Raw genomic sequence first — 11,738 nt, forward strand, 5'->3', positions numbered from 1 at the left:
GCTGTGTACCAGCATAGGTGCAGTCTGATCAATTTGGAGTCAGTAATGACCAGCAGTAACCTGATACAACAATTGCAGGAGAGGGGCCTAATCGCCCAGGTGACGGATGAAGACGCGTTAACAGAGAAACTGGCGCAGGGGCCAATTTCGCTCTATTGCGGCTTTGACCCCACTGCTGACAGCTTGCACTTGGGCCATCTGGTACCGCTGCTCTGCCTGAAGCGTTTTCAGGATGCCGGCCACAAGCCGGTGGCGCTGGTCGGTGGTGCAACCGGCCTGATTGGTGACCCGAGCTTCAAAGCCGCAGAGCGTAAACTTAATACCAGTGAAACCGTCAACGAATGGGTTGAAAAGATCCGCCAGCAGGTGGCGCCATTCCTCGACTTCGATTGCGGCAGCAACAGCGCCATCGCCGCCAACAACTACGACTGGTTTGGCGGCATGAACGTGCTGACCTTCCTGCGTGATATTGGCAAGCACTTCTCTGTTAACCAGATGATCAACAAAGAAGCGGTGAAGCAGCGTCTGAACCGTGATGATCAGGGCATCTCCTTTACCGAGTTCTCCTATAATCTGCTGCAGGGCTATGACTTCGCCTGCCTGAACGAGCTGCACGGTGTGTCGCTGCAGATTGGCGGTTCTGATCAGTGGGGCAACATCACCTCCGGTATCGATCTGACCCGTCGTCTGCATCAGAATCAGGTCTTTGGCCTGACCGTTCCGCTGATCACCAAGTCTGACGGCACCAAATTCGGTAAAACCGAAGGCGGCGCAGTCTGGCTGGATGCGAAGAAAACCAGCCCGTACAAGTTCTATCAGTTCTGGATCAACACCGCAGATGCTGACGTCTATCGCTTCCTGAAGTTCTTCACCTTCCTGAGCATGGAAGAGATCAACGCGCTGGAAGAAGAGGACAAAAACAGCGGTACCGCGCCACGTGCGCAGTACGTGCTGGCTGAGCAGGTGACGCGTCTGGTGCATGGCGAAGCGGGTCTGTCGGCGGCGAAACGCATTACTGCCAGCCTCTTCTCCGGATCCGTGAGCGAAATGACCGAAGCCGATTTTGAACAGCTGGCGCAGGATGGTATGCCAACTATCGTGCTGGGCGCTGACGATGATCTGCAGCAGGCGCTGGTGAAAGCAGAGCTGGTGCCGTCCCGTGGCCAGGCGCGCACCATGATCGGCTCCAATGCCGTTTCACTGAACGGTGAAAAGCAGTCCGATGCGGAATACCGCTTCAGCGACAGTGACAAACTGTTTAACCGCTATACGCTGCTGCGTCGCGGCAAGAAACATTACTGCCTGATTAACTGGCAGTAAGATTTCAGGGCCGGTTTCCGGCCCTTTTTTATGGCAAGGCAGGACAGGGCAAACAAGTGAAAAATATTTTAGCGATTCAGTCGCACGTTGTTTTTGGTCACGCTGGTAACGCGGCGGCTGAGTTTCCGATGCGCCGTATGGGCGCAAACGTCTGGCCGCTGAATACCGTGCAGTTTTCCAACCATACGCAATATGGCCACTGGACCGGCACGGTGATGCCTGCAACGCATTTAACCGACATTGTTAAAGGCATTGCTGACATCGACCGCCTGAAGACCTGTGACGCGGTCCTGAGCGGATATCTGGGCTCGGCAGAGCAGGGCGAGCAGATTCTGCAGATTGTCCGTCAGGTCAAAGCGGCCAACCCGAATGCCTGGTACTTCTGCGATCCGGTCATGGGCCATCCGGAAAAAGGCTGCATCGTGGCGCCGGGTGTGGCGGAGTTTCACTGTAAAATGGCGATGCCTGCCAGCGACATTATCGCTCCGAACCTGCTTGAACTGGAGATGCTGAGCGAGCGCACCGTCACAGACGTCGACGCGGCGGTAGACGCTGCGCGGGCACTGATTGCCCAGGGACCACGCGTAGTGCTGGTGAAGCATCTGGCGCGTGCGGGGCGTCGCAGCGATCGCTTTGAAATGCTGCTGGTGACGGCTGAAGATGCCTGGCACATCAGCCGTCCGCTGGTCGATTTCGGTGTCCGTCAGCCGGTCGGCGTGGGCGATCTCACCAGCGGTCTGCTGCTGGTTAATCTGCTACACGGCAAATCATTGCAGGATGCGCTGGAGCATGTCACCGCAGCGGTATACGAGGTGATGCTGAAAACCCATCAGATGGGCGAATATGAACTGCAGCTGGTGGCGGCACAGGATGCCATCGCCACGCCGACGCAGCACTTCGCGGCAGAAAAACTGTAACGCATCAGGGCCGGATAACCGGCCCTGTTGACTCAGGCTAAGCCTTCCGCTTTAAGCGCCGCCTGCACCGCAGGACGTTCCGCGACACGATCAAACCACGCGCCCAGCGCCGTAAAGCCGGATAAATCCAGTCCCAGCGCTTTTGCCCAGCGCGTCACCACAAACAGATAGGCATCCGCCACGCTGAAATGCAGCCCCATCAGCCACTGTTTGTCGCGCAGTGACTCATCGACATAGCGGAATTTTGCTTCCAGCTGGCTGCGGGTCTGCGCTTTCACCTCATCGGAGTAACCGGGGCGAAACAGTGGCCCAAAGCTTTTATGCAGCTCACTGCCGATGTAGCTGAGCCACTCCACGGTGTGATAACGCGTCAGGCTGCCAACCGGTGCCAGCAGATGGCGATCGGGCTTAAGATCCGCCAGGTACTGAACAATGGCAACGCCTTCTGTCAGCACAGAACCGTCGCTGAGCTGCAGCGCGGGCACCTGGCCTTTAGGATTGATTTGGCGGAAGTCATCGCCCCGTTCAGTGATTTTTGTGGCCAGATCAACACTCACCTGAGTGAAGTCGAGTCCGCATTCACGCATAACAATATGGGGTGAGAGAGAGCAGGCACCCGCTTTGCAAAACAGTTTCATGACCAGGTACTCCTTGTTGCAATGGGATCCTTGCATAGTAAAGAGTCAAAGCGGGATTACCAGTGACAAAGATCAGGGATCTGCGAAGGGCGTTGCGGCAAGCCATAAAAAAAGCCGGGCAGAGCCCGGCTTAGCTGAAGTGCAGCGTGAATTACGCCTGCACGTTATTTTTTTTCGCGTCAGGATCCTGCGCCATGCGGTTCAGCATCGGCGCCGTAATCAGCATCAGCAGGGCGATCACCGCCGTCACGATACCAATCTGCTGGAATACGCGGCTGTAGGTCGCCAGCGAAATCAGTGGATCGGTGACGTTTTCAGGCACGGCCATCAGGTTTGCCACTTTACCGGCAATCACCGCCGCGCCAGCGGTAGTCAGGAACCAGGAACCCATGATAAAGCCCATCAGACGCTGAGGCACCAGCTGTGCCACCATCGCCAGGCCGAGGCCAGAGATCATCAGCTCACCGATACTCTGCAGCGCATAGCTCAGGATCAGCCAGTTAACGGAAACGATACCGGCATCGCTGGCGAACTTCGCACCCACCGGCAGCACCAGGAACGCAGCGGAGCAGAGCACCATACCAAAGGCAAACTTGTGCGGCATCGGCAGTTTATCGCCCAGCTTGTTGTAGAGCGCCGCCAGCAGCGGACTGGCCAGCATAATCCAGAACGGGTTTAGCGCCTGGAACTGCTCGGGGGCAAAAGTAATGCCGAGAATGGTGTGCTCAACGTTGCGGATAGCAAAGAAGTTGAGTGACGTTGGCATCTGCATATAAAGCACGAAGAACAGAATCGCTTCGACCATCAGCAGGAAGGCAACAATCATCTTACGACGTGCCGCACCCTGCAGTGCAAAGGCCTCTTTGGCAAACACCAGCACAATACCCAGGGCAATCACCGCCAGCACCAGTCGTGCGATAGACTGGTGATGCAGCATCCAGTTGGCCAGTGCAATCAGTACGACGATGCCGACCAGCGTCATCAGCAGTTTTCCGATCTGCAACGGAGCGAAATCGGGTTTAGAACCGTAATCCTTAACCATGCGTTTGCAGAACAGGAAGTTAAACAGGGTGATGATCAGACCGATAACGCACAGTGAGAAGGCTACGCTATAACCATATTTCGCCGCTAACCACGGTGTCAGCATCATTGAGAAGAGTGAACCGATGTTGATCGACATATAGAACATGGTGAAAGCACCGTCGAGACGCGGATCATCTTTGTCATAGCAGGTAGAGAGCAGCGAAGAGGGGTTTGCCTTAAACAGGCCGCTACCCACCGCGATGGTCGCCATACCGATGTAGACAATGCTGACGTTATGACCGGAGAACGCCACCAGCGCATAGCCCAGCGCCAGCACCAGGACACCCAGTACGATGACGCGTTTGGTACCCAGCACCTTATCACCGAGCCAGCCGCCAATCGCGACCAGACCATACACCAGCGCACTGAATGAAGAGAACAGGGTAATGGAGTCTGATTCAGACAATCCCAGTTGCTTCACCAGGTAAACCGCCATAATGGCCTGCAGGCCATAGAAGCCAAAACGTTCCCATAACTCAATCGAGAAGATTAAGTAGAACGCCTTCGGCTGTTTAAACGCATTGAGACTGACAGCCTCATCAGTGTGTTTGTTTGCAGTTGACACATGTACCTCAGTTTTTTCATACCCTGTTTCGGGACAGGAATTAAGTCCGCGTCATGTGAGTTTTCCATGCGCAAGATTGTTATTAGAAGGGAAAAGCGGCGACTAATTTGGCTGATTACGGGCGGCAGGGCAAGAATTTTCTGACAACCCGCCCGACCCTGGAATGTTGGGTTAAAAAACTTATAGCAAACTGTTAATTGGTTTTTAATTTTGAGTGTAGTGAAAATAGCAGCGCATAAACGCTGGATAAGCGCCTAGCACTGGAGAGTATTAACATTAACTGCTAATGCGCGGTTAACCAGATAAATAGTTTGCTGAATGATAATCAGGCAGCACTAATGGCAGGTTGCTGGTTAATTCACAGTCAATCTGCCGAATTATCGGACATTACACGCCTGGCATTGCCGCAAAAAACGTCAAATGATGATCCTGTGCACAAACAGATGATTTATTTCAGAAAGGAAAAAAAGAAACCGGTTGCGTCGTCTCGTCTGACGCGGGAGCTGAGGGGGCTCGCAGGCGCTGGCAAGATAAAAATCAGCTCAGCCTGCCGGTGACAAGCCGCCCGTGCGTGTTAAAAAACGTATCGCGATAATCCGCTTTCAGCTCGCCCTCGACAGAAAATTAACATTACTGTAACCTCTCCATTTCCCCGAGAAGGATCTGTTTATGTCGTCCCCCCTGCGTTTATCTCTGGTTGGTGACTACCGCGCCGATGCGGTTGCCCATCAGGCTATCCCCCTTGCTATTGAACGTGCTGCCCGCTGGCTGAATATCACCGCTGAAGCGGAGTGGATCGCCACTGACCGACTGGATGAGTCAGAACTGCAACTCAGCGATGCCGTCTGGGTGGTGCCAGGTAGCCCCTATCGAAATGATGCCGGCGTGTTTGACACACTCCGCTGGGTGCGTGAAACCGGAAAGCCTTTTCTTGGCTCCTGCGGTGGATTCCAGTATGCGCTGATCGAGTATGCGCGCAACGTACTGGGCTGGCAGGATGCCAGTCATGCCGAGACGGACACCGAGGGGAGGATGGTGATTGCCCCGCTGAGCTGTTCGCTGGTGGAACAGCGCGGCGCGGTGAGGTTCGGACCCGGATCACGCATTGCCAGAGCCTACGGCGTGCTGGAGAGCGATGAAGGTTATCACTGTAACTTTGGTGTTAACCCGGAATTCAGTGCAGCGCTGGGCGATAATACGCTGCGCATTACTGCCTGGGACAACGCGGGCGATGTGCGTGGCGTTGAGCTACCGGATCACCCATTCTATGTCGCGACGCTGTTTCAGTCGGAACGCGCCGCCCTGCAGGACAAAGATTCTCCGCTGGTAATTGCCTGGATGCAGGCGGCGCTGGCGCAACGCTAAACGCGATCACTCTGTGACACTGTCACAGAGTGATGCTCATCAGCGCAGCATGGCCGGACGTTTTGCGTTAAAGGACCAGTTATCGATCAGAAACTGCATGCCCAGCGCATCGTTTCGGTTTTTGTCCGGTAGCGAGTTGTAGAGCGCATGTGCCGCTTCAACCCGCGCCATATTCAGGGTAATCCCCAGCCCTGGACCCTCTGGCAGTTCCAGATAGCCATCCCGAATCTGCGGCGCATGCTGCGTCAGCTGCTGCCCATCCTGCCAGATCCAGTGGGTATCAAAGGCGGTCAGGCGATCACCGGGTGCGGCGGCCCCCAGATGCGCCACCATCGCCAGCGACACGTCAAAGTGGTTGTTTGAGTGGCAGCCGGTGGTCAGGCCCCACTCATGGCAGAGCTGCGCCACGGTGTGTGCGTTACGCATCGTCCAGAAGTGTGGGTCGGCCAGGGGAATGTCGATGGCATTGAGCTGCAGCGCATGCTGCAACTGTCGCCAGTCATTGGCGATCATATTCGTGGCAACCGGAATGCCGGTGGCCCGCCTGAATTCTGCCAGCGTTTCCCGGCCGGAATAGCCATGCTCCGCGCCGCAGGGATCTTCCAGATAGGGAATGCGGCCCGCCAGCTGTTTGCCATAATAAATGGCCTCATCCAGCGACCAGCTGGCGTTGGGATCAACCGTTACCCGGGCCTGCGGGAAGCGCGCCAGCAGGGCGTTGACCGTCTCCACTTCCACTTCGCCGTGATGCACACCGCCCTTGAGTTTGAAATCGCGGAAGCCATAGCGATCCGCTGCCGCCTCCGCCAGCCGCACCACGCCTTCCGCGTCCATCGCTTTCTCATGACGCAGTTGCAGCCAGGCATCACCACCCGCGTGGCCCGCCTGATAGTTCATGCTGGTCAGATTACGGTCGGCGATATAGAACAGATAGCCAAGGACCGGCACCCGATCGCGCTGCTTGCCGCTGGCAAGTAACTCGGCCACCGGCAGATTCAGGTGCTGACCCAGCAGATCAAGCAGCGCCGCTTCAATCGCCGCGGTGGCGTTGTAAAACTTCTCCGGGTTCATCTGCGGAATATGAATGTCGTCGGTATGCGCGGTCTGCTGGTGTCGTGCGTCGCTGGCAAACAGCGTGGCGATGGTGGCATTCAGCCGCAGGAGTTCGCTGCCCTCAATCTGCGGACGAAAGCGCTCAAGCAGCGCCAGCGTTGAAGCGTGACAGGGACTTTCGCCGACGCCGGTACGGCCAGCCGAGTCAGTCAGGATCACCAGGATACGGGTAAAGTAGCAGTTGTGTGCGCCGCCAATGTTCAGCAGCATGCTGTCATATCCGGCGACCGGCACTACCCGCATTGTTTTAATGACTGGACTGTCTGACATGTTGATTCTCCATAGGATCAAGGGAAGGCGGGGATGGCTTGCGGCGCAGCAGCAGCCACAGTCCGGTCAGCAACGAGACGCTGGTCAGGGCATAGAGACCGCCGGTAGTGGAGCCGGTCTTCATCTCCAGATAGCCAAACACCGTCGGTGCGAAGAAGCCGCCAAGGTTGCCAACGGAATTCACCAGCGCAATACCGGGCGCGACAATCGAGGCGGGCAGCTCTCCCTGTGGCATCGGCCAGAAAAAGGTCGCGCTGACTTTCGAGCCGATACAGGCCACGATCATCGCCAGGAAGCCAAACCACGGGGAACCCAGCGTGGCCATAAAGGTGCCGCAGGCCGCTACCAGCATGGCGACACCCAGCGCTTTATCGAGCTTGTCGCGGTGGCGGTCTGAAAAGCGGCTCAGCAGGTTAATGGCAATAATGGCGCACAGCCAGGGCACGGCGGTGAGAATGCCGATGCCAAAACTGCTGAAGCCCTGAATGCGCTGAATAATCTGCGGCAGCCAGAACACCAGCGTATAGCCGGTCATGGTCATAGTAAAAAAGATCGCGCAGAAGAACAGCAGGCTGCGATTACGTAGCAGCGACATTTTGCCTGGCTCGCGGTTAAGCTCGTCACGCTGCGCCTCTTCATTCTGCAGCTGCTGCACCAGCGCCTGTTTCTCCGCGGCACTCAGCCAGCGCGCCTCGCCAGGTCGTGATACCAGCACCCAGGCAGCCAGAATGCCGACCAGCACCGACGCACCGCCTTCGAGAAACATCACCCACTTCCAGCCTGCAATCCCCAGGAAATTGTGCATCATCAGGATCGCGCCGGTGATGGGGCCGGAGAAGAGAAAGGCGCCAGCGGTGGCACTCAGCACCATCGCGGTGGCACGGCCGCGCCAGGCATTGGGCACCCACTGACGGAAATAGAACAGCACGCCAGGAAAGAAGCCTGCTTCCGCTACGCCAAGTAAAAAACGCAGCAGGTAAAACTGGATCGGTGAGGTGACGAAACCGGTCAGGACCACCACCAGTCCCCAGGTAATCATAATGCGCGTCAGCCAGACGCGGGCGCCGAAGCGCTTCATCATCAGGTTGCTCGGCACCTCAAACAGCGCATAGCCGATAAAAAAGAGGCCCGCGCCCAGCCCAAAGGCCGCCGCGCTGATCCCGGCATCGGTGCGCAACTCCGCTTTGATAAAGCCAATATTGGCGCGGTCGATCTGGTTAATAATCAGCATCACCACCAGCATCGGGATGATATGGGTGAAGAACTTTTTGATGGCGGAGGCGATCAGCTCATCGTGCTGCGGGGACAAGGCGCTATCCATCGGTCTTCCTCGTGAGAAACGTAAAGAAGAGCAAAGTGTAGGGCGCTGAAAAGGCCAGCTCTATGGGCATCCGCCCAGGAGCCGATGGGCGTACGGCCTGGACGGTTGTGTTATCAATATGTTACGGAGTGGCGTGGGCGAAGCGGCAGAGTAAAAATGTGGCAGCGATCAACTTCTCAGGACCAGCGTTCAGGGGAGACCTGAATGCCAGAAGTCGCGCCGACAGTGAAAGATGTAACAGTGCGGGCAGACAGGTTTCAGCCACTGAACTGACGGCGCTGGGCAATCTCTTCAGCACGCAGCAGCAGCGCCTGCAAATCATCCTCGTCAATATCCAGCAGTTCACCGTCCTGCAAAGCCTGATGCAGATCGGCGCGCGTCAGCGGCACCGGCATGGCTACCGGATCGGGTTTAACTTCTTCCGGGGCCAGCGGATGCGGATAGCGACGACCGGCCAGATTATTAAACAGCAGAGCCAGCAGGGCCAGGGTCAGTGAATTGAGCAGGATCGGCGTCAGGACAAAGTGATATCCAAGCTGCTGCACCGAAGGGCCGCCCAGAATAGCGGTCAGCGCAACGGCACCGCCGGGCGGATGCAGACAGCGCAGCTGGAACATTAACAGGATCGCCACACAGGCTGCGACGCCGCAGGCAAGGGCAGGATCAGGGATCAGCTGGCTGACGGTAACGCCCGCCAGCGCTGACAGGCTGTTGCCGCCGACGATTGCCCACGGCTGAGCCAGCGGACTGGCGGGCAGACCAAAGAGTAAAACCGCCGAGGCACCGACCGGCGCGACAAACCACAGGTTCAGTTCGCCCAGCACCCAGTGGCTCAGCAGGCTGGTCAGGATCAAGCCGATACCGGCACCCAGTCCGGCGATCACCACATGCTTTTTACTCACTGCCAGCGGATGTGGCCAGAGGCGCGCCAGAAACAGGCGCAGAGGATGGCTTCCGGCAGAAGCGCTTTTGTTCATTACTTTACTCACTGTGTCATAACATTTTCTTATCGTCAGGGGCGGCGATTTTCCATCATCAACATCAATGTAACAACCCGACAAACTGTACTGTTATTCGTACGAACAGGGAGAGCAGCGAAAAGGGGGATCGGGCAGGAGACGCGTTAGCAGAAGTGATCGCCGGATAATAAAAAACCCGCCGCAGCGGGTCTTTCATCAGTGCAATCACTCGACTTTGTCGGGATACTCGCAGAGATCTTCAATCAGGCAGGAGCCACAGCGGGGTTTACGCGCTACGCAGGTGTAGCGACCGTGCAGAATCAGCCAGTGATGGCAATCAACCTTATACGCCGCCGGAACCACCTTCAGCAGCTTCTGCTCCACCTCTTCCACATTCTTACCCGGCGCAAATTTCGTCCGGTTGCTGACGCGAAAAATATGGGTATCGACGGCAATCGTCGGCCAGCCAAAGGCGGTGTTGAGCACCACATTGGCGGTTTTACGGCCGACACCGGGCAGGGCTTCCAGTGCCGCACGATCTTCCGGCACTTCGCCGTTGTGCTGCTCAAGCAGAATGCGGCAGGTTTTAATCACATTTTCCGCTTTGCTGTTAAACAGGCCGATGGTTTTAATGTACTCCTTCACGCCATCCACACCCAGCGCCAGCATCGCGGCAGGCGTATTGGCCACCAGATAGAGCTTTGCGGTGGCTTTGTTCACGCTGACATCGGTCGCCTGCGCCGAGAGCAGCACCGCAATCAGCAACTCAAATGGCGTGCTGAAGTTGAGTTCGGTGGTCGGATGCGGATTATTCTGCTGCAGCCGACGGAGAATTTCGGTGCGTTTGGTCTGATTCACACCGGTTTCCCGACAGCGTCCTGAGGCGGCGCGGTTTCAGCCGCCTGAGCACGCAGTGCTGCCCGCTGTTTCATCTTCTGATCGATCAGATATTTTCCGGCCAGCATCATGCCCAGGCCGATAAAGGCGCCTGGCGGCAGCATCGCCAGCAACATTGGCGAGTCGAAATGGACCACTTCGATACGCAGCGACTTCGCCCAGGGACCGAGCAGCTGGTCGGCACCGTTAAACAGCGTGCCACTGCCGATAATTTCGCGCAGCGATCCCAGCACCACCATGGCGCAGGTCGCGCCCATGCCGATGGCGAAGCCATCCAGCGCGGCAAGCGGGATGCTGCTTTTAGAGGCGACGGCTTCAGCACGACCGACCACGATACAGTTGGTCACGATCAGCGGGATAAAAATCCCCAGCGACTGATAAAGACCATAGGCATAGGCGTTGATCAGCATCTGTACACAGCTCACTACCGAGGCGATGATCATCACATAAATCGGGATACGAATTTCCGATGGCACCCAGCGGCGCGAGGCGGAAATAAAGCTGTTGGTCAGGGTCAGCACCAGCGTGGTCGCCAGACCTAAACCCAGCGCGTTGGTGGCGGTTGCCGTGACCGCCAGCAGCGGACAGAGGCCCAGCAGCTGCACCAGCGCTGAGTTGTTCTTCCATAATCCACCGACCAGCAGGCTTTTAGCTTCACTCATTTGCGTCTCCACATACCGGTAACGAAGAGAGTCTCTCCGGAAGCGTTTTCATTAACAGCGCGGTGCGTTTGGTTGCATTGACCACCGCGCGTGGGGTAATGGTGGCACCGGTGAACTGATCGAATTCACCGCCATCTTTCTTAACCGCAAAAGCTTTATCCGCCGGACCATGAACCACTTTGCCATTAAAGCTGTTGATCCAGTCAGAGATACGCAGTTCGATCTTATCCCCCAGACCGGGCGTTTCGTGGTGTTCAATCACCCGCACGCCCAATACTTTACCCTGGAAATCGGCACCGACCAGCATCTGTATCGCACCAGAATAGCCGTCAGGTGCAGTCGTCTCCAGTGCAGCCGCGACCGGCTGGCCGCCTTTACGCGCCAGGAAGAGATGATGCGGCGCACTGTTGCCCAGCGCTGCATCCGTGACAACGTAACAGTCCTGCTGGATGTTGTTGTCATAAAGCTCAACAGGCACCACCTGGTCCAGCAGGTTTTTCTGCTGCAACAGGGTCTGATGTTCCACCGTCGGCCTGGTTACGGTATTTACCACTGCCGTGGCGGCGGTGGTGATCGCGGCAAAAATCGCCAGCGTTACCCCATTTTTGCGAATCGTCTCCAGCATCGC

11 protein-coding genes are annotated in these 11,738 nt (G+C 56.8%); 3 read left to right on the forward strand and 8 right to left on the reverse strand.

The window, feature by feature from the left end; genetic code table 11:
* Positions 1-45: 45 nt before the first annotated feature.
* Both tyrS and pdxY read left to right on the forward strand, forming a co-directional pair.
* Positions 46-1,320 (forward strand): tyrosine--tRNA ligase, encoded by a 1,275-nt coding sequence (tyrS, locus tag HFD87_RS04585; RefSeq protein ID WP_010245429.1) that lies wholly within the window; start codon positions 46-48, stop codon positions 1,318-1,320.
* Between the two features lie 56 nt (positions 1,321-1,376).
* A complete protein-coding gene (gene pdxY, locus HFD87_RS04590) occupies positions 1,377-2,237 on the forward strand; it encodes a pyridoxal kinase PdxY (protein WP_010245428.1) in 861 nt (286 codons plus the stop codon).
* Between the two features lie 32 nt (positions 2,238-2,269).
* Here pdxY and gstA read toward each other — a convergent pair whose 3' ends face one another.
* On the reverse strand, positions 2,270-2,875 hold the full coding sequence (gstA, locus tag HFD87_RS04595) for a glutathione transferase GstA (protein WP_033757533.1): 606 nt from the start codon (positions 2,873-2,875) through the stop codon (positions 2,270-2,272).
* Positions 2,876-3,026: 151 nt separating this feature from the next.
* The gene (dtpA, locus tag HFD87_RS04600) at positions 3,027-4,523 is read right to left on the reverse strand and encodes a dipeptide/tripeptide permease DtpA (protein WP_010245419.1); all 1,497 of its coding nucleotides are present in this window, start codon (positions 4,521-4,523) and stop codon (positions 3,027-3,029) included.
* 669 nt (positions 4,524-5,192) lie between these two features.
* Between dtpA and HFD87_RS04605 the strand changes: the two genes are divergently transcribed.
* The gene (locus HFD87_RS04605; protein ID WP_050680533.1) at positions 5,193-5,888 is read left to right on the forward strand and encodes a CTP synthase; all 696 of its coding nucleotides are present in this window, start codon (positions 5,193-5,195) and stop codon (positions 5,886-5,888) included.
* Positions 5,889-5,927: 39 nt separating this feature from the next.
* On the opposite strand, the gene HFD87_RS04610 is transcribed toward HFD87_RS04605, so the two are convergent.
* The 6 genes from HFD87_RS04610 to rsxG form a co-directional block, all read right to left on the reverse strand.
* Positions 5,928-7,271 carry an enolase C-terminal domain-like protein gene (locus HFD87_RS04610; protein WP_158149340.1) on the reverse strand — a complete coding sequence of 448 codons (1,344 nt, stop codon included), beginning with the start codon at positions 7,269-7,271 and terminating at the stop codon, positions 5,928-5,930.
* Positions 7,249-8,592: an MFS transporter gene (locus HFD87_RS04615; RefSeq protein WP_022625714.1), complete on the reverse strand. Its 1,344-nt coding sequence runs from the start codon at positions 8,590-8,592 to the stop codon at positions 7,249-7,251. The genes HFD87_RS04610 and HFD87_RS04615 overlap by 23 nt, the downstream gene beginning before the upstream one ends.
* A 257-nt stretch (positions 8,593-8,849) precedes the next feature.
* Positions 8,850-9,569, reverse strand: a complete 720-nt coding sequence (locus tag HFD87_RS04620; protein ID WP_010670074.1) for an HPP family protein — start codon at positions 9,567-9,569, stop codon at positions 8,850-8,852.
* A gap of 207 nt (positions 9,570-9,776) precedes the next feature.
* Complete coding sequence (gene nth / locus HFD87_RS04625) at positions 9,777-10,409, reverse strand: endonuclease III (RefSeq protein WP_167422996.1); 633 nt, start codon at positions 10,407-10,409, stop codon at positions 9,777-9,779.
* Entirely contained in the window at positions 10,406-11,110 is a 705-nt protein-coding gene (locus HFD87_RS04630; protein ID WP_010245400.1) for an electron transport complex subunit E, read from the reverse strand. The genes nth and HFD87_RS04630 overlap by 4 nt, the downstream gene beginning before the upstream one ends.
* Complete coding sequence (rsxG, locus tag HFD87_RS04635; protein WP_010670075.1) at positions 11,103-11,735, reverse strand: electron transport complex subunit RsxG; 633 nt, start codon at positions 11,733-11,735, stop codon at positions 11,103-11,105. The genes HFD87_RS04630 and rsxG overlap by 8 nt, the downstream gene beginning before the upstream one ends.
* Between the last annotated feature and the right edge of the window lie 3 nt (positions 11,736-11,738).

It is taken from the genome of Pantoea sp. EKM21T (genome assembly GCF_011800405.1).
In the GTDB taxonomy this organism is placed as follows: domain Bacteria; phylum Pseudomonadota; class Gammaproteobacteria; order Enterobacterales; family Enterobacteriaceae; genus Pantoea; species Pantoea agglomerans.

What these genes read in the sequence shown, in the direction of transcription:
- HFD87_RS04630 (WP_010245400.1), bottom strand. Translation starts at nt 11,110, where the DNA reads ATGAGTGAAGCTAAAAGCCTGCTGGTCGGTGGATTATGGAAGAACAAC.
- tyrS (WP_010245429.1), top strand. Translation starts at nt 46, where the DNA reads ATGACCAGCAGTAACCTGATACAACAATTGCAGGAGAGGGGCCTAATC.
- HFD87_RS04610 (WP_158149340.1), bottom strand. Translation starts at nt 7,271, where the DNA reads ATGTCAGACAGTCCAGTCATTAAAACAATGCGGGTAGTGCCGGTCGCC.
- HFD87_RS04620 (WP_010670074.1), bottom strand. Translation starts at nt 9,569, where the DNA reads ATGAACAAAAGCGCTTCTGCCGGAAGCCATCCTCTGCGCCTGTTTCTG.
- gstA (WP_033757533.1), bottom strand. Translation starts at nt 2,875, where the DNA reads ATGAAACTGTTTTGCAAAGCGGGTGCCTGCTCTCTCTCACCCCATATT.
- HFD87_RS04605 (WP_050680533.1), top strand. Translation starts at nt 5,193, where the DNA reads ATGTCGTCCCCCCTGCGTTTATCTCTGGTTGGTGACTACCGCGCCGAT.
- rsxG (WP_010670075.1), bottom strand. Translation starts at nt 11,735, where the DNA reads ATGCTGGAGACGATTCGCAAAAATGGGGTAACGCTGGCGATTTTTGCC.
- HFD87_RS04615 (WP_022625714.1), bottom strand. Translation starts at nt 8,592, where the DNA reads ATGGATAGCGCCTTGTCCCCGCAGCACGATGAGCTGATCGCCTCCGCC.